Source organism: Flavobacterium sp. LHD-80 (assembly GCF_030929605.1).
Classification (GTDB): domain Bacteria; phylum Bacteroidota; class Bacteroidia; order Flavobacteriales; family Flavobacteriaceae; genus Flavobacterium.
Genome location: NZ_JAVFVS010000011.1, coordinates 120,272 through 143,468, shown reverse-complemented (window position 1 = coordinate 143,468; position 23,197 = coordinate 120,272). Strand labels below are relative to the sequence as shown.

The 23,197-nt window shown below is 31.2% G+C and carries 20 protein-coding genes; all 20 read right to left on the bottom strand.

Annotation, left to right across the window (positions count from 1 at the left end; genetic code table 11):
• Window position 1: 1 nt before the first annotated feature.
• Window positions 2-457 (bottom strand): acyltransferase, encoded by a 456-nt coding sequence (locus RB619_RS15490; RefSeq protein ID WP_308099055.1) that lies wholly within the window; start codon window positions 455-457, stop codon window positions 2-4.
• On the bottom strand, window positions 458-871 hold the full coding sequence (locus RB619_RS15485; protein ID WP_308099049.1) for an FdtA/QdtA family cupin domain-containing protein: 414 nt from the start codon (window positions 869-871) through the stop codon (window positions 458-460).
• A 1-nt stretch (window position 872) separates the two neighbouring features.
• Window positions 873-1,280: an FdtA/QdtA family cupin domain-containing protein gene (locus RB619_RS15480; protein ID WP_308099047.1), complete on the bottom strand. Its 408-nt coding sequence runs from the start codon at window positions 1,278-1,280 to the stop codon at window positions 873-875.
• A gap of 6 nt (window positions 1,281-1,286) precedes the next feature.
• The gene (locus RB619_RS15475) at window positions 1,287-2,498 is read right to left on the bottom strand and encodes a glycosyltransferase family 4 protein (RefSeq protein ID WP_308099045.1); all 1,212 of its coding nucleotides are present in this window, start codon (window positions 2,496-2,498) and stop codon (window positions 1,287-1,289) included.
• Complete coding sequence (locus RB619_RS15470; protein WP_308099043.1) at window positions 2,473-3,711, bottom strand: O-antigen ligase family protein; 1,239 nt, start codon at window positions 3,709-3,711, stop codon at window positions 2,473-2,475. Before RB619_RS15470 ends, RB619_RS15475 begins: the two co-directional genes overlap by 26 nt.
• A 12-nt stretch (window positions 3,712-3,723) precedes the next feature.
• Entirely contained in the window at window positions 3,724-4,890 is a 1,167-nt protein-coding gene (locus RB619_RS15465) for a glycosyltransferase family A protein (RefSeq protein WP_308099041.1), read from the bottom strand.
• 1 nt (window position 4,891) lies between these two features.
• On the bottom strand, window positions 4,892-6,397 hold the full coding sequence (locus RB619_RS15460; RefSeq protein ID WP_308099040.1) for an oligosaccharide flippase family protein: 1,506 nt from the start codon (window positions 6,395-6,397) through the stop codon (window positions 4,892-4,894).
• 10 nt (window positions 6,398-6,407) lie between these two features.
• Window positions 6,408-7,268 carry an SDR family oxidoreductase gene (locus RB619_RS15455; protein ID WP_308099038.1) on the bottom strand — a complete coding sequence of 287 codons (861 nt, stop codon included), beginning with the start codon at window positions 7,266-7,268 and terminating at the stop codon, window positions 6,408-6,410.
• Window positions 7,268-8,284 carry a polysaccharide biosynthesis protein gene (locus RB619_RS15450; RefSeq protein WP_308099036.1) on the bottom strand — a complete coding sequence of 339 codons (1,017 nt, stop codon included), beginning with the start codon at window positions 8,282-8,284 and terminating at the stop codon, window positions 7,268-7,270. The genes RB619_RS15455 and RB619_RS15450 overlap by 1 nt, the downstream gene beginning before the upstream one ends.
• A 109-nt stretch (window positions 8,285-8,393) precedes the next feature.
• Window positions 8,394-9,689 carry a nucleotide sugar dehydrogenase gene (locus RB619_RS15445; protein WP_308099034.1) on the bottom strand — a complete coding sequence of 432 codons (1,296 nt, stop codon included), beginning with the start codon at window positions 9,687-9,689 and terminating at the stop codon, window positions 8,394-8,396.
• Window positions 9,690-9,730: 41 nt separating this feature from the next.
• On the bottom strand, window positions 9,731-10,801 hold the full coding sequence (locus RB619_RS15440; RefSeq protein ID WP_308099031.1) for a Wzz/FepE/Etk N-terminal domain-containing protein: 1,071 nt from the start codon (window positions 10,799-10,801) through the stop codon (window positions 9,731-9,733).
• Window positions 10,802-10,810: 9 nt separating this feature from the next.
• Window positions 10,811-13,255, bottom strand: coding sequence for an SLBB domain-containing protein (locus RB619_RS15435; RefSeq protein WP_308099029.1), 2,445 nt, complete (start codon window positions 13,253-13,255; stop codon window positions 10,811-10,813).
• 33 nt (window positions 13,256-13,288) lie between these two features.
• Window positions 13,289-14,335 (bottom strand): dTDP-glucose 4,6-dehydratase, encoded by a 1,047-nt coding sequence (rfbB, locus tag RB619_RS15430; protein WP_308099026.1) that lies wholly within the window; start codon window positions 14,333-14,335, stop codon window positions 13,289-13,291.
• 12 nt (window positions 14,336-14,347) lie between these two features.
• Window positions 14,348-15,355: a mannose-1-phosphate guanylyltransferase gene (locus RB619_RS15425; protein ID WP_308099024.1), complete on the bottom strand. Its 1,008-nt coding sequence runs from the start codon at window positions 15,353-15,355 to the stop codon at window positions 14,348-14,350.
• A gap of 32 nt (window positions 15,356-15,387) precedes the next feature.
• Complete coding sequence (locus RB619_RS15420; protein ID WP_308099022.1) at window positions 15,388-16,671, bottom strand: nucleotide sugar dehydrogenase; 1,284 nt, start codon at window positions 16,669-16,671, stop codon at window positions 15,388-15,390.
• 298 nt (window positions 16,672-16,969) lie between these two features.
• Complete coding sequence (locus tag RB619_RS15415; RefSeq protein WP_308099020.1) at window positions 16,970-17,434, bottom strand: UpxY family transcription antiterminator; 465 nt, start codon at window positions 17,432-17,434, stop codon at window positions 16,970-16,972.
• A gap of 82 nt (window positions 17,435-17,516) precedes the next feature.
• Window positions 17,517-18,908, bottom strand: a complete 1,392-nt coding sequence (locus RB619_RS15410; protein ID WP_308099018.1) for a UDP-glucose 6-dehydrogenase — start codon at window positions 18,906-18,908, stop codon at window positions 17,517-17,519.
• Window positions 18,909-18,928: 20 nt separating this feature from the next.
• Window positions 18,929-19,918, bottom strand: a complete 990-nt coding sequence (locus RB619_RS15405; RefSeq protein ID WP_308099016.1) for an SDR family oxidoreductase — start codon at window positions 19,916-19,918, stop codon at window positions 18,929-18,931.
• Window positions 19,919-19,929: 11 nt separating this feature from the next.
• Window positions 19,930-22,371: a polysaccharide biosynthesis tyrosine autokinase gene (locus RB619_RS15400; protein WP_308099013.1), complete on the bottom strand. Its 2,442-nt coding sequence runs from the start codon at window positions 22,369-22,371 to the stop codon at window positions 19,930-19,932.
• A 15-nt stretch (window positions 22,372-22,386) separates the two neighbouring features.
• Complete coding sequence (locus RB619_RS15395; RefSeq protein WP_308099006.1) at window positions 22,387-23,181, bottom strand: polysaccharide biosynthesis/export family protein; 795 nt, start codon at window positions 23,179-23,181, stop codon at window positions 22,387-22,389.
• Window positions 23,182-23,197 lie beyond the last annotated feature (16 nt).

Here is a 23,197-nt window from a genome sequence, read left to right as displayed (position 1 = left end):
ATTATTTTTCAATTTTTCTTATAAATTTTGCAGGACTTCCCAACCATAGTTCATTATCTGGAATATCTTTTGTAACCAAACTTCCTGCACCAATCATAGCATTTTCTCCAATGGTTATTCCTCCTAAAATTGTAGAGGCAGCACCTATCGAAGCATTTCTCTTGATTAGTGTTCTTTGTAATTCAAAAGGCATTTTGGCACGTGGATATTTATCATTAGTAAAAGTTACATTTGGACCAATTTGAACGTTATCTTCAATTGTTATCCCATCCCAAAGATAAACACCATTTTTAACCGTTACATTGTTCCCTATTACCACATCATTTTCTATAAAACAATGAGCACAGATATTACAATCGCTGCCAATTTTTGCATTTTTAAGCACTACGACATACTGCCAAATATTTGTGCTTTCATGTACGTTTTCACTAATACACTCTGCTAATTTATGTATCATCTATTTTTTATAATTTATAAATTCTTGCAAATCTCTGATATAATCAGACTCTTTATACAAATGCGAAGCTAGCACCAAACACACAGAACCTGAAGAAAAATCATCAAGTTCTCGCCAAATACCTGGCACAATTAACAAACCTACATTTGGATTATTTAAAAAGAAAGTTCTTTTAATATGTCCATCATTTAGTGTAATGCTAAAACTTCCACTAGCTGCAACAATCAATTGATGTAACTCTTTATGACCATGACCACCTCTACTCTCATTTCCTGGAATATCATATAAATAATATATCCTTTCAATCGAAAACGGAACACTTTTGTTCTCCTCGATAATAGTTATGTTACCAGCTCTATTGTGTATTTTATTCAATTCAATTAAACCACAATCATAAACAGTACTCTCTCTCATATTAAATTCCTTTTAACTTTAAAAATTGATCATAATCTCTAACATAATCATCATCAGAAAATAATGTTGAACTAGAAACCATAGCCAGCGAATTGGTTGAAAAGTTATTCATTTCCCTCCAAAGCGTTGAAGGAATGTAAAGACCATAGTATGATCTATTTAATGTAAAAGTTTTCTTTTCCTTTCCATCATCAACAATTACATCAAAACTACCCGATAATGCAATTATAAATTCATGTTGTTCTAAAAATGCATGACCACCTCTTGCAAAACCACCAGGCACATCATAAATCCAATATGTCCTTTTAATTTTAAAAGGAATATGATTATTAGATTCCAAAAATGACAAATTACCTCTCTGATCTTCAATTTTTGGAAGATTAATTATTTTGACGTCTTCTAAAAGCATATAAAACTAATTATTAATAGTTATCTTTTCTAAATAATTTAATGCAACTTTACTATCCGTTAAATGTGATGCAGTTTCAATAGCCTTGTTCGCTACAAGCATTTTATCCTCGTAAGACATTTCATTTATCTCTATAAACAAGTCTTTTAATTCTTCTACATTTCTTGCCTCACAAAGAAACCCGTTTTCTCCATGCTTTATAACGCCATCTATTCCTTGCCCAATCGTTCCGATAGTAATACATCCCTTACTCATTGCTTCAACATATACTAAACCAAAAGCTTCGGGCTTACTTACCATTACAAAAACATCTTTCTCAATCATTTTCTTTTGCACTTCATCTCTTGACAATTTACCCAGCATGGTAACGCATTGTCCTAGGCCAAGTTCTACAATTTTTTGTGAAATTTTTTCGTGCAACATTCCTTCTCCTAATATTTCCAATGTAAAATTTCGATCTGGAAATGCCAAATTTACAGCTTCAAGTAGAATATCAATATTTTTAAGCGGGATTAACATCCCTACAAAGCAGATTGAAATTTTATTCCCTCTAAACTTTGTCTTTGGAGTTTCTGATAAAATATAGTTTTCAGGAATTCCAGAAGGGCAAATAAAAACATTCTTTCTTTCCCCAAACAACCTTATAAAATTATTCTTCATCTCGTCAAAACGAAACCCTACATAATCTAAATTATTCAACAACTGTTTTGCATTTGAACCAAATAAATCAGAAATTACTTTTGGATTTTCATGCAGTACTAATGAGGTTTTTACATTTGGATAATATTTTTTAAGCTCTGTTATTAAGGGTAATTGTGGATTAACAAAATGCGAAATAATTACATCGGGCTGAAATTTTTTATTCAAATTGTCATTATAAATAATCTTTGCTTGTTTTCTAATTGTACTATTAAAAAACTTAAAATGAGGGAATATTTTAAAGATAGGCTGGCTTATTATATTAATATCCTCATGAGTAAATTCAACCCTTTTATTTAGCCTTACAAAGGGTATAAAATCTGTTTGGAAAATTTTTTTTAAAAGAGTTTGGAAAATTTTTGCAAAAAAGTAGAAAAAACGAGGAAAAACTGATCTAAAATGAACAACACGAACTTCATGTCCTTGTTGAACCCATTCTTTTGCGTAATAGTGTACAACGGGAGTGTCAAAAGTACTATTGGGATTAGGATATTCAGAAGTTATCACTAATAATTTCATTTTTTTTGTTTTTTAAATTATTAAAGGGGTAAGAAAACACGTATGATAAAGAAAACCAAAAAAATGGCTCCTGTAAATAACTACTTGAAAAGAGAAGCAAAACTACCGAATATATTGTTGGAATAAGAATAACATCTTCATCTTTTTTAAGCCTAATTAGCAAGGATAATTTCAAGAAAAAACTTATCATAATTACTAGAAAAATAATAAGATAAATTATTCCGCCTTGTAAAAGAATTTCTAAAAATATATTATGAGGATAATATTCACCTAGTGAATCTACTAACCCAAAAATTCCGTATCCAAAAATTAGGCTATTGGAAATTTTAGAAAGCGCAATACCGTAAAAATCATCTCTATTAGATGTTCCTTCCATATTAATTCCATCTGATGAAACAAAAGAAAATAATCTATCAAAACTCTCTGTTATCCTTTCGGAAAAGAAAAAGTTAGATTTACTTACAAATAATAGTAACAAAAAAATTGTTATAGAACTCAAAAAAAAATACTTGAAAAACTTTAAAAAACCCTTTTTCCTAATTATAAAAACTATCAACCCGGTAAAAACAACAATTAATCCACCACGGCCACCTGAAAGAATTACTCCAGCGCACAATACTAATAGTACAAAAATGTAAATTAAGTATTTCCAAAATTTCAAATTATCTTGATAAAGAAAATAACGAAAAAAGGCTAAAAAAGAAAATGCGCAAAAATATGAAAATGCTTGATATTGACCTCCACCAAAAACATCCATTAAATCTATAACAGAGGAACTGAGTAATCGTGGCAAAACTCTTAAAACTCCAATAAAAACAATTGTCCCCGTAATAATAAAGCTTCTATTAATTGAGCTAAGCTTGTCGGTCCTTGCAACAATATAACCAACAAAAGCAGCTGGTAAAACTAGTACAAAAAAGAGATTTGTTTGAGATTTTACAAAAGTATGTTCTGGAGCTATAAAATTAAAAAACAAAAAAACTACAGGAAATGCGAATATAATAGCTAAAACAGGTTTGAAAGTAACTCGTTTGATTAATTCAAAGAAAAAAATAGAATAAGCTAGAAGTGCAGAACCAACTAAATACAATGTATATATACTACTTTCTCCACTTCCTTGATATGTCAATCCTAATATAGCAAATACAGAAAAAAAAAGTGTTTGACTAAGCAAAATATTCGAATAGATCAGTATTTTGATTTTCTTTAACATTAAAATTTCAGTCTATTTAATTTTAGTACCAGAAACAAAAATCACTTTATTATGAAGCAAGTTATTTAAAGCATTTTGAGATTCAAATATGTCTTTAGCACTAATAGATAAATTAGATTTGTTATTAAATTTAAAATAATTGCTAATATAATTAAATGCTCTAAATGTGGTCAAATTAAAAACATATACTGATAAAAGCGGTATTTGTAAAGGATTTTTCGAAATAACAGAAAAAACTTCCTTCATATAGCTAGGTTCAAAAACTAAACAGAAGGCCCAAAGATAAGTATAGTTTAATTTGTAATCCTTGGAATTATCAGTTCTATTAAGTGCTTCCCTTGCTGAAGTAGCATAAATAGTTGCACCTGACCAAAATCTTGGAATATTACTAGACCATTGTCTTATTGTATCTTTGGGTAAAAATGGCTGATCCTCAATTTTACCATGATGTTTTTTTTCACCTCCCATTCCCCCTCCGCTTTTTTTGCTATGTCCAGATATTACTGCGGGAACGTCAATTTCTATTAAATGTTTAACAACTTTTGCTAGTCCAATAGCATTGGCCATATCTGGGCTAGGACCAGGAAAATAAGATCCTGATATTTGTCTTAATTCATCAAGTTTTTCTTTTTTAACAAAACCATGATATACTCTTGGTAATAGACCGAGTGACCATGCTGAGCCTTCTCTTAATACGTTTGACAACTCATCGTTAACTGATATTTTTTTCGTATGAAACTTGTAGTCCTTGTAAAATACTTTACCTGCTAACAAATCTTTCCAAACGGCATGACTAGTCTCTGGCCAATAATACTCTGCTTTATTAACTATTGCCGCTTCGTATTTGTTGTTTATACAAAATTTTACGACATCCATTGAAATTTCGAATAATACTCCATCATCATCTCCTAACATACAAACATATTCACCTAATGCTAATTCAATAGATCTGTCACAATTTTCGACCATGGATAGCGAGTCCTTTGAATAATTATACTTTATCCTTTTATCATTTACAGATTCTAAATAATCTAAGAACTCTACAGATTGAATATCACTATTATCCTGAATCACTAGCTCAATTTCTGAGGACTCAAATGCTACAAATGATTTAACAAAATTTTCTAAATAAAAATATCTATTTTTTGTTGGTATAACTATACTTAATAGTGGATTCATTCTATTTTTTTTTAAAATTTAATATGAAACTATATATATTTTTTTTCTGATTTTTATCGACCAATACTAAAACTGATATTACAGCGGCAAAAAATGTTGATAATCCTATCAAGAATAAAGTAATAATTCTATTATTTGGAATTTGATTCGAAATAAATGAAAATAAAAATGCAACCAAAAGTGATAGTATTAATGGAAAAAGCATTTGATTAAAATATAAACTTGATAAACTTTGCGCTATAGAAAACTTCTTATTGACGTAGTAAACATAGAATAAAGTTGTTAAAGATTGTACAAAACAAAAAACATAGGCTGTCCCTATAGCCCCAAAATATCTCGTAGCAAACCAATAACCAGGTATCGTAACAAATAAACTTAAAAGTCCAAGTAAATTATTAAGTTTAGTATAACCATTTGCTACACATACATTAAAAGCCATTATTTGTAATGATAGCATTCCCATTGCGAAAGCAATAATTGGCAGATAAACACTTGCCATTTGAGATAATTCTTTATCTCCGGTCCAAATCCATAATAACTCCCTTGAAAAGACAATCATGTTAGACATTATAGAAAAAATTAATATCGAAACGAATAAACTAATTTTAGAGTAGAGATTTGCGGCTTCAAAGTTCTTTTTTTCAGAATAAAGTGCTGTAAATCTAGGTAATAAAGCTGTAGAAATAGGATTGACAATTGTTATAATTCCCATAGATAAAGTTATACCCAAAGTATAGTAGCCCAAACTCTTTATCGGAAGCAATTTACTAATTACAATTTTATCCATTTGTGTATTTAAACAAGCCACCAGAGAGATTAATAACATACCTCCTGTGAAACGCCATACTTTTTTAAAAACCAAAATATCAATGGTTGGTCTATAATAATATTTGTAATATCCTGTCAATGATCCCATAAGAGCAAATCTAATTAGGATTGTAAAAAATACTGTTGAGACAGCTTGCCACATAAAAAAAAGTTTCAAACTAGGTAATATCAAAATAACAATTAAAACAAGTCCATTACGAACAACTCCCCAAATCACTTGATAAATATTAGCGGTAACTTGTTTTTGCAAACCTAATAAACCTCCTAAATAAAAACGCATAATCAACTGGAAACCAAAGTCAACAATTACAATTTTTAAAAAAAAAGAAACCTTTTCTACTTCTATTGTATTTAGATTTAACCATGATCTTGCAATATTACTTGTAAAAATTAATACTGAAAAGGTACACAGACCACAAATAATAAAGTAACTTGTTTCTAATGTTTTAAATAAATTTATTTTCTCGTTAACAGTAACATCTAACCGAGCAAACTCTCTCGATAATGTGGCCGTTAAACCAGCGTCCAACATAGCCATTAAACCAGCAATAACAAGCGAAAAGCTTATAATAGAATAACTATCAAAACCTAAAAATTTAATATAAAGTGGTATAAACAAAAAGTTTGATAAAATGCTCCAAAACCTACCAATAAAGTTAGCAGCAATATCTTTAAACATATTTAAGCATTTACGAAATTTTATATTGTGTGTATAATTGAGAATGATTTTCCATAAATTTTTTCATTTTCTCTAACATTTCTCGATATGTAGAAACTTTATAACTTACAAGATTATTTGTATTAATAAAAGATTTATCACAAACATATTCCTTATCATTTGATATCAAGATTTCTTTATTAAAAACAGAGGATATTAAAGTCAATAAATCAAATTTTGAAATGCTCTCGTTATTTGTTAAATGAACTAATCCGGTTAATTCTGTATTTAAAATCCATTCAATAAAATATGCCAATTCCAAAGTTGTTACACCAGACCAAAAATTACGTTTATAACCATTAATTTCTTTTTCTTGAAACATAAACCAATGAAACAATCCTTCTCCTATTGATTTAATTTCAGGTCCTATTATGGATGTTCTAATTGTAACATTTCTTTGATCATCTATCTCACCAAGAGATTTCGAAATACCATAAAGATCCGTTGCATTTTTAAATGACTTTTCTGTATATCTTCCTTCTTTACCAGAAAAAACGCAATCAGTAGAAATATGAATTAACTTAAAATTATTATCATAACTTAACCTAGCTAAATGATGAGGCAAGTAAGAATTTGCTAAAACAGCATTTTCAGGCGTTTTTTTTGAGCTACTAATTAGAACTCCAATACAATTTATAATGAAATCTGGTTTAAAATTATGTATTAAATCATCAAGCTCTGCAATATTAAAGATATCTAGTTTTACAGAATTATTTCCGAAAGAATTACTATTTGTTGTACCTAACAATTCGTACTTGTTTAACTCATTCAAATAAGTATAAACAACATGACCAGCCATGCCTGAAATACCAAGTATTAATATTTTTTTCATTACATTGATTTGAGTTCGTCTTTAACGTAATCTAAAGTGAGTAACAGTTCTTTTAACTCACCCACAGACAATCTTTTTGTGTTATGAGAATTATACTCCTCATTAACTAATTTAGGACCATCCTCTTGCAAATATTTAGTGTAATTTAAATCTCTAAAATCTGCTGGAATCCTATAAAAAAGCCCTAAATCTTCAGCTTTAGACATTTCTTCCTTAGAGCATAAAGTTTCATATAATTTTTCGGCATGTCTCTCTCCAATAATACTAACTTCATTATTGGCTTCAAACAATTCTATTAGTGCTTTAGCCAAAACCTCAATAGTAGCTCCAGGAGATTTTTGTACAAAAATATCGCCCGCATTACCGTTTAAAAATGCATACATAACCAAATCTACAGAATCCCCTAATGACATCATAAATCGAGTCATTTCAGGGTTAGTTATGGTTAATGGTTTACCTTCTTTAATTTGTTTAATAAAAAGTGGAATGATAGAACCTCTAGAACACATTACATTTCCATATCTTGTTGCTGTGTATACAGCATCAATCTTTTTTACTCTAGGATCTCTTGCTTTTGAAACAGCTAATTTTTCCATCATAGCTTTAGAAATTCCCATGGCATTAATCGGATAAACTGCTTTATCTGTACTTAAAACAACAACTTTTTGGACATTGTTTACTGCCGCCGCTTCTAAAACATTTTCAGCACCTTGGATATTAGTTTGTACCGCTTGCATTGGAAAAAATTCGCATGAGGGTACCTGTTTTAAAGCTGCAGCATGAAATACGAAATCAACTCCCTGCATTGCTAAATTTATACTCTTAAAATCTCGAATATCTCCAATTACGAAATTCAATTTATCATTTTTAAATTCAATACGCATGTCCTCTTGCTTTTTTTCATCTCTTGAAAAAATTCGAATCTCTTTTAAATCAGAATTCAAAAAACCTTTCAACATCGCATTTCCGAAAGAGCCAGTTCCACCCGTAATTAGTAATACTTTATCTTTAAACATAATTACTTTATATTATTTAATATCTTTTTAAAGTTATTCAAGATAACCTACAAATTTTCTTTTGTAAAAATTATGCTTAAAAAACACTTTGTTTTCTTTCTAAATTAATCTATAATCTCCAATAATTTTTAAACTCAGATGGCTTTAAACATCCTTTAATATCGAACATAAAAATTTCATCTTTGGATAATTTTTGAAAATCTTCTGCAGTCATTTGAATATATTTTTTGTGACCAACTGCCAATATAATAATATCGTATTCACCTACTGGTTCTTCCATCAATGTAATGCCATATTCATGAGACAATTCATTCGGACAACCGTGCGGATCAATTACATGGACATCAATGGAATAGTCCATTAACTCTTTAACTAAATCTACTACTTTTGAATTTCTAATATCTGAAACATCTTCTTTAAAAGTAATACCCATCACTAAAACCTTAGATTTCCCAGGATTTTTCTCTTGTTCAATAAGCGCTTGTACGACTCTTTTTGCAATAAAACTAGGTATAAAATCATTAACACGTCTACCAGCCGCAATTACTTGTGGATCTACACCTAACTGTTTAGCTTTATGCATCAAATAAAAAGGATCTACGCTAATACAATGTCCTCCCACTAAGCCAGGCTGGTATTTATGAAAGTTCCATTTGGTTCCCGCAGCTTCAATTACAGCTTTGGTATCTATACCGATCTTATCAAAAATAATAGCCAATTCGTTCATTAAAGAAATATTAATATCACGTTGTGTATTTTCAATAACTTTTGCAGCCTCTGCAACTTTTATAGATTCTGCTTTGTGTAAACCTGCTTGGATAATTGTTCCATATATTGCAGAAATGACTTCTAAGGCTTCTTGGTCATTACCTGAAACAATTTTAAGTATATTCGTCAATGTTTTAACTTTATCTCCAGGAACAATTCTCTCTGGACTGTAACCAAATTTAAAATCAGTACCTTTCTCAAGACCTGATAAAGATTCTAAAATAGGTACACAGTCTTCTTCAGTACATCCTGGATAAACTGTTGATTCATACACTACATAATCACCTTTTTTAAGAGCAGAAGCGACGCTTTTAGTAGCTCCTAACAAAGGATTTAAATTTGGAACTTTATTTTCATCAATATCAGTTGGCACACCAATAATATGAAAATGAGCTTTTTTTAAATCCTCAACATCTGAAGTAAATTCAATGTCGCAATCTTTAAATGCAGAATCATCTAATTCTTTAGAAGGATCAACACCTTTCTTCATTAATTCCACTCGTGCTTTATTGATATCAAATCCTATCACCTTAAAATGTTTAGCAAATTCCAAAGCTAAAGGCAAACCTACATAGCCCAAGCCTGTTACAGAAATAACTTTCTCTTTATTAGCAAATGATTGTATTATTGGAAACATAATTATTATAAAATATTAAATGACTAATTTCTAAATGCAGTTTAAACCTCTAACCCTTTTAAGAATCTTCTTATTGTTAAAAACAACGCCATTAGAAACCCTGATAAAAAACCTCCCAAAACTAAACCTTTTATTTTTCCGAATTTCTCCATCTTCAAAGGCAAAATTGGCCTATCTATTACCTGAATTAAAGGAGTTTCTTTTCTCAAAGTAACTTTTGCTAATTCGGATTGTTTAACCAATTCGGTTAAAATCGCAGTGTTAGCCTGAACATCGACCTGTTTTCTGACAGAAGGTGCTCGACGCACATTGAGGGCAGGATTTAAATTAAATGTATTATCATTTGCTACAGCCACGCCAGTAATAGCAGCATTTAATTCACCACGCACAGAGTCAACCTGATGCTCTAAAATTTCCATGTTCATACGTGCTTTTTTACTTTTCGTACTCACATAAAATTTACCGACTTGTCGGGCTAGTGCTTCACAAAAATAAAGAGAAAACAATTCGTTAGTGGAAATCATGTCCACAGATATAATCGAAATTTTTTTGTCTTTTTGGGCGACAGTCAAAGATTTTTTTGATAAATCCTGATAAATCTCTCCCAATATACTATCCTGCACTCGAGTAAAATCCTTACGTTTTTTCTCAGGTAAAAATTGTATGTTTTTAAGTTTAGGTTCATTACTCCACTTCTCTCTCCAACCATTATTTTGAATGTACAACTCGGCTAACGACATCTCTTTACCCTTGATTGTGATTGAAGTCAGTAAAGTCTGCTCCACCATAGTTCGAGATTTGAATAATTCCGTTAAATTAGGGCCAGTAAAAATGCTACCACCACTAGTTCCTACATCTAAACCGAAAGAACTTGCAAGCCCTAAAGCCCCTCCAAGTCCTCCACCAGACTTTTCATCTTCTAATGCAAATGTTAATGTTGCGGTATAAATAGGTTTTTTAATGAAGGAGTAAGCTAATCCGAAGATCGCTCCGATTATTGCCGATAGAATTATAATTTTCCATTGACTTAATAAATCCTCATACCATTCTTTTATTTTTTGTATTAATTCTTTTAATGAAATTTCATCGTTCTCTATAATTTTATTTTCCATTTAAAAAAATTATTTAAAAGCGGTTACAATTAATACTGCTAAACTAGTCAAAACACTTCCAATACTTATCCACTCTCCTGCCGACATTTTTCTTGCCTCTGGTTTTTCTGGAACTACAATTTGAGAATCAGGCTCAACTTTTGGATATGATCTAAAAAACAAGAATGAACTTGTAACAGATGCCTTACCATTTGGATAAATTATATATGCTTTTTTCTTCCATCCTTTACTATCTACACCACCCACGGCGTCTATATAATATCTAAACCCTTTACCACTTCTAAAAGGAATTTCAGAAGTTAAAAGTACATTCCCTGTCACTTTAACACCCTCATTATAAACAGCAACTTCAATTTCATCACCGGGGAATAATGTAACATTTGAATAATGATTTTTATCCTTGACTATCTTCTCCCAATTAACTGGAATAGTAGCATACTTTAAATCCTCTTTTAACTTTTTAGACAATTTTTCTTTAAGAGTATCATTTTTAGTCAAGTTCAAATCAATACTTTCTATTTTTTCAATTTGTTCTTGCTTAATAGGTCTCTTAATTTTCATTCCATCTAAATTCGCTATTGATGTCAATCCACCAGCTCGCATAACTACATTATAAACAGTTTCTTTTTTATTAGCTAAGACATATTTTCCAGGATATCCCACTGCACCGCTGACAATTACCATTTGTGGCTTTTCATAAACTGCCATTTTTCGTATATTAATAACATCAAAAGGCTTTAAAATAAAATTTTTGATTTGTTCGTTATTATCTGAAGTAATTTCAAGTTCGAATAACTCTATGCGTTTTGGATCTGCATCATCAATAACATCAGATTTTACCATTCTCGCAATCTCAACTCTTTTCGATGCTGAACCTGTAAGCCCTCCTACTTGAACTACCAGATCATTTAGTGTTAAATTTTCAAAATATTCATATTCTCCAGGATTTTTAACTTCCCCATCGATGGTAACTTTATACTCTTCTCTAAAATCTAAAACTGAATATACAGTTATAATATCTTCTCTTTTTAATTCGATATCGGCGTTTAAATCACCTGATAAAGCACTTGATAAATCAACGTTTACAATTTCAGTAGTTAAATCTGTTTTTAAGCGAATAATTCGTGCTCTTTTTGTATAGGCATCTTCTTTCAATCCTTCTGCTCTTGTTATAAGATCAGAAATTCGCATTCCTTCACTATAAGAATAATAATCTGGTCTAAATACTGCACCCTCAATTTTAATACGGTTTTCAAAACGATTTAAAATCTTAGTTACTTTAAAAACATCTCCTGATTGAGGTAAATATGTATTATATTCGCTTTCATTGATATCATAAACTTTGAATTCTTTTCCTGTTTTTTGCAAAACATTTACAGAAGCAGTGTAGGCGAATTCATTAAATCCTGATGCAAAATTTAATAAATCAGAGAATTTCTCTCCTTTTTTCATTTCAAAAATACCAGGACGTTTTACTTCTCCTTCCACAATAACTCTTTGGTTATAAGCCGGAATTCGTATAACATCATTATCCTTTAAACTAACATTATCTGATTGATCACCTTTCACCAAAAATCTATAGATATCGATATTTCGATACACCTTGTTGTTTCTAATTAATTCTATATTTCTATAACTTCCATTCTTTCCTGGCCCTCCAGCTAAATGCAATGCATTATAAACTGTCGCTAAAGATGATATAGAATAATTTCCGGGCTGTTTTCCTCCAACAATTGTTACTTTGATAGTACGAATTTGGCTTAAACTAACACTAACTTGAGATTGTCCAGACCTTACCGTACTATAAACACGCGCGATTGCACTTTTTATTTTTTGAGTTGCAGCTTCAATTGACATACCTGAAACTGCAATTTGTCCCACATAATCTATAGTAACTTTCCCTTCAACACTAACTGGAATACTTGCATTATATTCCTGAACGCCATATACACTAACTTGCAATTCGTCGCCAGGGCCTAAAACATAGTTCATTGGTGTGGCTAATTTTAAATCCGGTTCAAAATTCAATGTAGGATTATCAAATAATTCAGAGCCAAATATCAATGCGTTAACTGAATCTTTAACTTTATCATTTTTGATTTTGTCTTGCTTTCTGCCAAACTCAGTATCTTTGTCGTTTTTTTTCAGTTTGCTATCTTTATCTATATTTTTATCAGAATCTTTACTTGCTTTCTTTTCATATTCTGCAAGCTTAATTTTTAATTTATTAAACTCTGTTGAGCTCATTCCTTTGGATAAAGCCATTGACTCAACTTGATCAAGAGTCGCATTATTACTTTTTAATTGAGCACTAATTTTTGCCAAATCATCATCAGACAAATAATCAACTTTCACGGTGCTTAAATCTTTAGATTTTAATAAATCTTGTGCATGTACGTTAAATGAAATCATCACCACAAAAAGCAGAGTAAGAACGTAAGTTATTTTTTTCATATTAAATTTTTAATTAAACTTGTTTAAAAAAGTTTAAGAATACTGTTTTTTATAATAATCTTTATATGCTCCCGAAGTCACATTTTTCAACCATTCTTCGTTGGTTAAATACCAATTAATAGTTTTTTCTAGTCCTTCTTCAAAAGTAACTAAAGGTTTCCATCCCAATTCTCTGTTAATTTTTGAGGCATCAATAGCATAACGTAAATCATGACCTGGCCTATCTCTTACGTATGTAATTAATTTTTCGGATGTACCATTTGCTCTTTCTAATTTGCTATCCATTATTTTGCAAAGCAATTTTACTAAATCAATATTCTTCCATTCATTAAAACCTCCAATATTATAAGTTTCATGATTTTTGCCTTCATGAAAAACTAAATCTATAGCTATTGCATGATCCTCAACAAATAACCAATCACGAGTATAATTACCATCGCCATAAACAGGCAAAGGTTTATTATTTATGATATTATTTATAAAGAGAGGTATCAACTTTTCAGGAAAATGATAGGATCCATAATTATTTGAGCAATTAGTCAATACATAAGGCAGTCCATAAGTTTCCCCATAAGCTCTTACAAAATGATCCGAACTTGCTTTTGAAGCAGAATATGGTGAATTTGGATCATAAGAAGTGGTTTCCGTAAACAATCCTTCAGTTCCTAAAGAGCCATAGACTTCATCAGTGCTTATGTGATAAAACCTCTTTCCATCAAAATTACTCTTCCAATGATTTTTTGCAGCATTTAGCAAATTCATAGTTCCTATAACATTAGTTTTGACAAATGCCAAAGGATCTTCTATAGATCGATCAACATGAGACTCCGCCGCTAAGTGTAAAATCCCGTCGAATTTATGTATAGAAAAAAGCTCATTGATAAAAGACTCATCAACAATATCTCCTTTTATAAACATATAATTTGGATGATCTTCTATGTCTCTAATATTTTCAAGATTTCCAGCATATGTTAATGCATCTAAGTTAAAAATTTGATAATCTGAATATTTATTTACAAAACGCCTTACTACATGTGAGCCTATAAAACCAGCACCGCCGGTGATAAGAATTTTTCTCATTTTTAATTTAAATTAATTTAGTAATTCAGAATTTTGTTTTTCCAACTCACTGTAAACATCCTTTACATCTTGTGAATTTTCTTTTTGTAAGATCAAATTAGCAGAATCAGTATACACAAAAATAATATTTTTTAATCCAATAAAAGTGGTATGTTTATCACTGCCAATTACCATATTTCCATTTTGATCAATTGGATGACCTTTAGAAATCAAATAGTCATAAACTGATTCAAATGAACCTAAATCTGACCATGAGAAAGATGCAGGTACAACTTTAATTTTTTTGCTTCGCTCCATTACAGCATAGTCGATACTGATTGATGGAATTTCTAATGATTGATCTAAATCTAAAAAACCTTCATTGCTTGATTCCCAAACAGCTTTAGATTTTTCATAAACATCAGGCTGAAACTGTTTTAATTCATCTAAAAGAACTCCGGCTTTAAAACAGAACATACCGCTATTCCATAAAAAATTCCCTCTAGCGATAAACTCTTTGGCTGTTGTTTCGTTTGGTTTTTCACGAAATGACATCACTTTATCGCCTTTCGATTCAATATAACCATATCCGGTTTCAGGTTTAGTTGGAATAACACCAAAAGTAACTATAAAACCATCATTTGCTTTTTCAATTCCCTCATTAATGGCATTATTATAATTATCCATCAAATCTATAATATGATCTGAGGGAGTAACTATTAATATATCCTCTGGATCAGATGCAAATGCAGCAAATGCAATTGCTGCTGCAGTGTTACGGGGCGTAGCTTCAACAATGTTAATATAAGAAGTTAACTTTTTCGTCATTACTTTCCCGCTCAAATGATGATTATCCACATTCCCAACAACCATTACTTTATCAGCTAAATGACTATTACGATCTACTGTCATCTCGAATAAGGATTTCCCTTCGAAAATCTCTAAATATTGTTTTGGTTGACTTTTTCGAGAAAGTGGCCACAATCGGCTGCCTACTCCTCCCGTTAAAATTACATGCGTAATTGTTTTTTTTGCACTCATTGTTTTTCTAAATAAAAAAAGAATTTCAGTTACTATAATCTATTATCTGCTATAGTACCTAAAACTCCTTTGACATCATATAATAAATTATTATCTTTTTGCAACTCTGAAAAATTTAATTTTAAAAATTCAGCATGTGCAACTCCTAAAACAATAGCATCAAATTTTTCTTTTGGAATTGAACTCACAGTTTTCAATTCATATTCTTTTTGCACTTCTTCAGTATTTGCTAAAGGATCATATATGGTCACTGATATTCCATATTCTGTCAATGATTTAACAACATCAACTATCTTGGTGTTCCTGACATCTGGGCAATTTTCTTTAAATGTTATACCTAACATTAAAAGATTAGCTCCATTCACTGAAATGCCTTTTTTAATCATCAGTTTTACTACTTGCGAAGCGATATATTCACCCATACTATCATTTAAACGTCGTCCTGCTAAAATTATTTCAGGATGATAACCAAATTCTTGGGCTCTCTGTGCTAGGTAATAGGGATCAACACCAATACAATGTCCGCCAACTAAACCAGGTTTAAAAGGCAAAAAATTCCACTTTGTTGCAGCTGCTGCTAATACTTCTTGTGTATCAATATTCATCAGATTGAATATTTTTGCCAATTCATTAACAAAAGCAATATTTATATCTCTTTGAGAATTTTCTATAACTTTAGCTGCTTCAGCAACTTTTATTGATGGTGCTAAATGAGTACCAGCAGTAATTACAGATTTATATAAAGCATCTACTTTTAAACCAATTTCTGGTGTTGAACCAGAAGTTACTTTTAAAATTTTTTCTACTGTGTGTTCTTTATCACCAGGATTAATTCTTTCAGGAGAATACCCTGCATAAAAATCAACATTTAATTTAAGTCCTGAAATTTTTTCTAGAACAGGAACACATTGCTCTTCTGTAACACCTGGATAAACTGTTGATTCATAGATAACAATATCGCCTTTTTTTAACATCTTACCGACTGTTTCACTTGATTTATACAAGGGCGTTAAGTCAGGACGGTTATTTCTATCAACAGGAGTTGGCACTGTAATTATAAAATAATTACAGTTTGACATATCAGCAAGAGTACTTGAGCAAAACAATCCAACTTCATCTGTTGGTCTATCAACTAGTACTTTTTGCAAATCGTGTTGACCAACCTCTAATGTCGAATCGATTCCAGATTTCAAACTAGCAACTCTAGGTTCATTAATATCAAATCCAACAACTGGGTATTTTGTAGCAAACAATCTTGCTAAAGGAAGACCAACATAACCTAAACCTATAACAGCTATTTTTATACTTTCATTCATTTAAAAAAAAATTAGCTTTACTCATTACAACACACGGCTTCGCCATTCCAAGTCCCATTTTATTTGCTCGGTCCACTAAAAAAGTATATTCTCGGCAAATATAACATAATAACTCAATTTATTCAATACGGTTTCCCGTAATACTATATAACAAAAAAATAAGAAAAAAACTAAAGAACAGCAACACACTACTAATCAGACTGTAAAAATTCACACATTAAAAAAAACAGGGAATAAAATCTAAAATAATTGCGATTTTATTCCCTGTTTGTACTTTCTCCAGTTATTTCATCAATAACTATTTATATTTAATCTTCAGCACACATCCCATCGATTCTAGAACCAAAATATAATGGGTTTTTGATACTTCCTGCACAATTGCATCTTGATTACTAAAAGCTCCTGACTCTAATTTTATTCTGTCCCCCACTTGAATAGAGGCAACCGTAATGTCACTTACATCCGTAGCCTTAAGACTAGATTTTATTATATTGATTTCCTCGTCACGGACAATAGCAGGCTTTCCCAGCCAAAACAAATATCTCACAACTCCAGGTACATTAAAAACTGAGTTACGATCATTTTCAGAAAGCTGTACAAATACGTAAGAATTAAAAAGAGGAACTTCCACTTTTTTCTTCCTATCAGACCATTGTTTGACCTGAGTAATCAAGGGACAATAGCATTCGATACCAATTTGCGCTAGTTTCTCTGCTACTTTTTTTTCCCATTTGGGCTTTGTATAAACCACATACCAATTCATAACTCTAATTTATTGAAATAAAATTTGCAACACCACCTCCACTATTATCTTAATATTAAATTTACTTCAATATCAATTGTAATTAAGAACCTATTCCTCTATAAACAAATCCGATTGATTCAAGTTCTTTCGCATCCAATATGTTTCGACCATCGAATAAGAAAGCTGGTTTATGCATCGAATCATAAATTTTTTGCCAATCATAGTTAACAAATTCATCCCATTCAGTAAGAATTGAAATTGCATGTGCTCCTTTACAAGCCTCATAAGGGTTATCAAATATCGCAAGTGCATTATTGTTTTCTTCACTTGATCTTGTTTGCAAATAATCCAAGTCATTCAACATTTTGTTTCTTGACACTTTAGGATCATACACAGAAATTTTCGCTTGCTCATTAATCAAATCATCAGCTACATAAATAGCCGCAGATTCCCTGGTATCATTTGTATCTTTTTTGAATGCCCATCCTAAAAATGTTATCTTTTTATCAGCAACAGTATTGTATAACGTCTGAACTATCTTATTTGAAAATCTTCTTTTTTGATGATCATTCATAATAATTACCTGTTCCCAATAATCAGCCACTTCAGTCAAACCATATGATTTGGCAATATAAACCAGATTTAATATATCCTTTTGAAAACAAGATCCTCCAAAACCTACCGAAGCCTTTAAAAACTTTGATCCGATTCTGCTATCCATTCCGATTGCTTTTGCTACTTCATTCACGTCTGCACCGGTTTTTTCACATAATTCTGACATTGCATTTATCGAAGATATACGCTGCGCTAGAAATGCATTTGCAGTAAGTTTAGAAAGTTCAGAAGACCAAACATTTGTTGTTAGAATTCTATCTTTATCAACCCAGTTCGCATAGACCTCGACTAAAGCATCTATAGCTTCTTGACCTTCTTTGGTGGTGTCTCCTCCAATTAAGATTCTATCTGGATTCAGCAAATCTGTTACTGCTGTTCCTTCTGCCAAAAATTCTGGATTAGATAAAATTTGAAATTGCACTCCATTTCCTGTATTATCTAAAATGCTTTTTATAGCCTCTGCTGTTCTTACAGGCAGGGTAGATTTTTCTACAACTATTTTATTTTGTTTTGCAACTTTTGCAATTTGTCTTGCACATAATTCAATATATTTTAAATCAGCTGCCATGCCTTTTCCTTTACCATAGGTTTTTGTTGGCGTATTAACTGATATAAAAATAACCTGAGCTTCGTCTATTGCTTTTTCAACATCTGTAGAAAAAAACAAATTTCTTCCTCTTGCCTCCGCAACGATTTCAGACAAGCCTGGCTCATAAATTGGAATATTCTCTGTATTTGGGTCATTCCAATCCTTAATTCTTTGTTCGTTCAAATCAACAACAGTGACTTGAATATGGGGGCATTTTTGAGCTATAACTGCCATTGTTGGACCTCCAACATAACCTGCACCTATGCAACAAATTTTTGTTATTTTCATTTTTATACTATTATCTTGGTCTACTTTTCTTTTAAATTATTCCAATACCATTTTACAGCTTCTTTCAAACCTTCTTGCAAAGAATATTCTGGATTATAATCTAGCATTTTCTTTGCTTTATCAATACTAGCCAATGAATGTGGAATATCACCTGCTCTATTATCAGCATAAATAATTTGGATGTCTGCAATTTTTGGATCAAACTCAGAAAGATATTTTTTCAAATACCCTACCAAGTCATTTAGTGTATTTCGTTCACCAAATGCGGTATTGTAAATTGTATTTGCAGCTTCCGGATTTTGGCTTTTCATTGCCAATTCATTCATCTGAATTACATTTTCTATATATGTAAAATCCCTGGAGTAATTCCCGTCTCCATTTACAACAGGACTTTCATGTTTCATTAATTGCATAACGAATTTTGGAATTACAGCAGCGTAAGCTCCCTGCGGATCTTGTCGTTTTCCAAAAACATTAAAATAGCGCAATCCTATAGTTTCCAAACCGTAAGTTCTACTAAAAATATCAGCATACAATTCATTCACATATTTTGTTATAGCATAAGGAGACAACGGTTTTCCAATTACCTCTTCAACTTTTGGAAGTCCAACAGAATCTCCATATGTTGAAGAACTCGCTGCATAAACAAAACGTTTCACTTTTTCATCTCTGGAAGCAACCAACATATTTAGGAATCCTGACACATTTACATCATTTGTTGTAATTGGGTCATTTATTGATCTGGGAACAGAACCTAAAGCTGCCTGATGTAAAACATAATCTACACCTTTGACAGCTAAAACGCAATCAGTAATATTTCGAATATCGCCCTCAATTAAATTAAAATTTGGATTATCAATAAAACTATCCAAATTATGACGATGACCTGTTGAAAAATTATCCAAACAAACTACTTTATTGCCAAGCTTTAAAAAATGCTCGCACAAATTTGAGCCAATAAATCCGGCACCCCCTGTGATTAAAATAGTATTTTGATTCGATCTTTCCATTTCGGCCAATTTTATTTCTTAATCAATTTATTTAAAAAAGTTTTCACAGAATTTGGCTTTTTCTCATCCTCAAGATATCCATTCGAATAGTCTCCATAACCATATCCATAAGAAGACCCATATTTTGCTTTATTTTCATAACCATTCAAAACTATACTCGCATTACTTAACTCTCCCCTTTTAACTCTCGTGTTCAACAACGTAATCATTTCCTTTTTAGTATAATTCTGCCTTACAATATACAATGTAACATCAGAAAACTGAGAAAGCTCGAGAGCATCAGAAACTAAACCAACAGGAGGCGTATCTAAAATAATATAATCGTATTTCTGCTTTAACTCATCAATTAATTCACGCATGGCATCGCTTAAAATCAATTCTGATGGATTTGGCGGAATTGGACCTGAAAGTATTACATCAAGATTTGGAATTTTAGTTGAATTCGTAATTTCTTCTAAACTATTTTGTTTAATTAAATAATTGACAACACCTGTCTGATTTGTTAAATTAAACTCATCGGCCAATCTTGGTTTTCTTAAATCCAAACCTACAATCACTGTTTTCTTTTCGCTTAAAGCAAAAACTGTAGCAATATTTATAGAGCAAAATGTTTTTCCTTCTCCACTTATCGATGAAGTAATCATCAAGGTTTTTGAACCACTTACTTGTTGCTTTTTATACAAAAACTGAAGTGACGATCTAATCGCTCTAAAAGCTTCAGAAAGTGCCGATTTTGGCTTATCAAAAACAGCAAGATCAACTCCTTCTTTATTAACACCAATAACACCTATTATTGGTATTTGACTTAACTTAGTGACATCCTCTGTATTCTGAATCGAATTATTAATGAAGAAGATAGCCAGAATAAATAGCAATGGAATCAAGACTCCTAAAAACAAAGCCAAAATATAATTTACTGAAGTTTTAGGCCCTACTAATCCACCTCCAATATCTTTTGCAGGATCGATAAAATGAATATCTGACAAATTGGATGCTTTTACAATTTCAGCTTCATTCCTCTTTTGTAGAAATGTAGTGTAAATATTATCATTTAAATCGTATTTCCTTTGAATTTTCAACAACTCTTGTTGTTCTTCCGGCAATCTTTTAACTGTATTTTCAGCCTCTCCGATTTTTGCATTTACTAGAGACAAATCATACAACAGTGCTGATTTTGCTGAAACAATATTCTCCAGAAGAACACTTTTTACAGCCTGCATCTGGTTATCAAAATCTTTAAAAATCTTATCGCTTTTTACTGCATATGCCATTTCAGATCTTTGAGTTGAAAGTGCAATAAGTTTAGAAATATTTGTAACAACATTAGGATCATCAATTCCAGCAACCGAAGGGGCTGGCAATCTTGAATAATCTACACTATTATTCAAGTATGCTTTCAACGAATTATAATAAGTAATTTTTCTTGTAACCTGATCTTTTTCAACATCAAAATTTGATATTTTATCAGAAAATTTAGCACCTCCCCCTTCTATTTCGTAGATATTTTTATCTTTTCTAAACGATTTTAACTCATTTCCAGTTTGTTTCAATTGCGACTCCATAGCAACAAGCGTACTATCAATAAATCTAATAGTATTGTTAGCAAATTGATTTTTACCATCTAGCTGAATTTTAATCAACATTTTCACTGTTGCATTAAGGTACTCAACTAAACGGGCTTTGTTTGTTCCTTGCATGCTTAAGGTCAATATGGAACCTCCTTTATCATCAGAACTAACGTTTATTCCTCTATAACGAGAAACAGTTCCATCAAAATCATTAAATCTGACAAAATATTCGTTTCCTACATATAAACCTGGGTTATCATTAATTTGCAATTTCCAATTTAAAAAAGGCAACGAAACTTGTTCTCCAACTTTATATCTTTTTACAAATTCTACAGGCTGAACTGCAGTATTCGAATATTTATTTTCAGCATAGTTAATAAGTGAAACTGAATTGCTTTCAAATGGTATGCGTACTTCATAAACATTTTCGCTGATAAACTTAATTTTAATCAGAGTATTTGCCAACTGTCCTCTTGACTTATCAATATCGACATAAAAAGGAACAGCGCCATAAGAGTCTATCATATTATATTTACCCATTGTGAGATAGTCAATATAATATTGTAATTTACTAACCACTAATTCATTGTGAGATCTCGTCTGTAGTATGGTCGTGATTCCATTAACTTGATCTGAAATTCCACCCCAGTTAAAAACCAAACTGGTATTAGAAGTGAAAAATGGATTACTTTCTTCCTTAATTGAAATCATAGTCTGCATTGCGTAAATTTTTTCTTTTCGAATATTTACTTGATATGCAATGGCAAATGCAATGATTAAGCTGACCAAAAACCATTTCCAATAGCTGAGAATTTGCAGCAACAAACCTTTAAAATCAAAACTTGACTGATTTTCAAAAATCGAAAAATCTTTTATATCTAACATCTTTTGAATTCAGTTTTAATTTTTGATAATTAAATATACAGTTGTCGCGAGGGACAATAAAGTAATAATGGTTCCAATAGACTGTATCCCTGTCTGTCCCGTTCCCCAAGTTTTTTGCCTCAAGGGTTTTACATAAATATAATCGTTGGGTTGTAAATAATAATAAGGCGATTTCATAACATTGGCATCTGTTAGATCAATATCATTCATTTGAACTCCAGTAGGAGTCTGGCGAATAATGGTTACAGCTTTTCTATTTCCTACAGTTGTAATATCTCCAGCGTTTGCAATAGCTTCCATGATATTAACATGTTCTTGAAACAATGTTTTGGTTCCGGTACTCCCAACCTCTCCATTTATTGTATATCTAAAACCTGCCAATTTCACTGTAACAAAAATGTTTGCCTCGGTTTTAAAATATTCTTCGAGCAATTTTTTCTCAATCATAGCTCGTACTTCTTCTAAAGTGTAACCAATAACATTTACCTCACCTAATATTGGAATTCTAATATTTCCATGATCATCAACCGTAAATCCATCAAAATACAAGCCTGATTCAGACTTGGCAGATGTCATACCAGTACCTTCTGACTTACTAAAAATTGAAACTAATTTAGGGTCTATCGCTTTTATACTAATACTTAAAACGTCATTCACTTGTAACCTGTAGGGCTTTGCTTCAACCGCGGCAACAACACTTTTCTCTTCAGAAGTATTTTTATCCTGAAGATATACTAGATCTTTTATAGGTATGCACGAGGTAAAAAGCGTACTAACCAGTAACAGAATATAAAAGCTATTTTTTGTCATTATTGAAATTTTATCG

Coding starts and splice junctions, on each gene's coding strand:
- RB619_RS15490 (WP_308099055.1), bottom strand. CDS start 457: ATGATACATAAATTAGCAGAGTGTATTAGTGAAAACGTACATGAAAGC.
- RB619_RS15485 (WP_308099049.1), bottom strand. CDS start 871: ATGAGAGAGAGTACTGTTTATGATTGTGGTTTAATTGAATTGAATAAA.
- RB619_RS15480 (WP_308099047.1), bottom strand. CDS start 1,280: ATGCTTTTAGAAGACGTCAAAATAATTAATCTTCCAAAAATTGAAGAT.
- RB619_RS15475 (WP_308099045.1), bottom strand. CDS start 2,498: ATGAAATTATTAGTGATAACTTCTGAATATCCTAATCCCAATAGTACT.
- RB619_RS15470 (WP_308099043.1), bottom strand. CDS start 3,711: ATGTTAAAGAAAATCAAAATACTGATCTATTCGAATATTTTGCTTAGT.
- RB619_RS15465 (WP_308099041.1), bottom strand. CDS start 4,890: ATGAATCCACTATTAAGTATAGTTATACCAACAAAAAATAGATATTTT.
- RB619_RS15460 (WP_308099040.1), bottom strand. CDS start 6,397: ATGTTTAAAGATATTGCTGCTAACTTTATTGGTAGGTTTTGGAGCATT.
- RB619_RS15455 (WP_308099038.1), bottom strand. CDS start 7,268: ATGAAAAAAATATTAATACTTGGTATTTCAGGCATGGCTGGTCATGTT.
- RB619_RS15450 (WP_308099036.1), bottom strand. CDS start 8,284: ATGTTTAAAGATAAAGTATTACTAATTACGGGTGGAACTGGCTCTTTC.
- RB619_RS15445 (WP_308099034.1), bottom strand. CDS start 9,689: ATGTTTCCAATAATACAATCATTTGCTAATAAAGAGAAAGTTATTTCT.
- RB619_RS15440 (WP_308099031.1), bottom strand. CDS start 10,801: ATGGAAAATAAAATTATAGAGAACGATGAAATTTCATTAAAAGAATTA.
- RB619_RS15435 (WP_308099029.1), bottom strand. CDS start 13,255: ATGAAAAAAATAACTTACGTTCTTACTCTGCTTTTTGTGGTGATGATT.
- rfbB (WP_308099026.1), bottom strand. CDS start 14,335: ATGAGAAAAATTCTTATCACCGGCGGTGCTGGTTTTATAGGCTCACAT.
- RB619_RS15425 (WP_308099024.1), bottom strand. CDS start 15,355: ATGAGTGCAAAAAAAACAATTACGCATGTAATTTTAACGGGAGGAGTA.
- RB619_RS15420 (WP_308099022.1), bottom strand. CDS start 16,671: ATGAATGAAAGTATAAAAATAGCTGTTATAGGTTTAGGTTATGTTGGT.
- RB619_RS15415 (WP_308099020.1), bottom strand. CDS start 17,434: ATGAATTGGTATGTGGTTTATACAAAGCCCAAATGGGAAAAAAAAGTA.
- RB619_RS15410 (WP_308099018.1), bottom strand. CDS start 18,908: ATGAAAATAACAAAAATTTGTTGCATAGGTGCAGGTTATGTTGGAGGT.
- RB619_RS15405 (WP_308099016.1), bottom strand. CDS start 19,918: ATGGAAAGATCGAATCAAAATACTATTTTAATCACAGGGGGTGCCGGA.
- RB619_RS15400 (WP_308099013.1), bottom strand. CDS start 22,371: ATGTTAGATATAAAAGATTTTTCGATTTTTGAAAATCAGTCAAGTTTT.
- RB619_RS15395 (WP_308099006.1), bottom strand. CDS start 23,181: ATGACAAAAAATAGCTTTTATATTCTGTTACTGGTTAGTACGCTTTTT.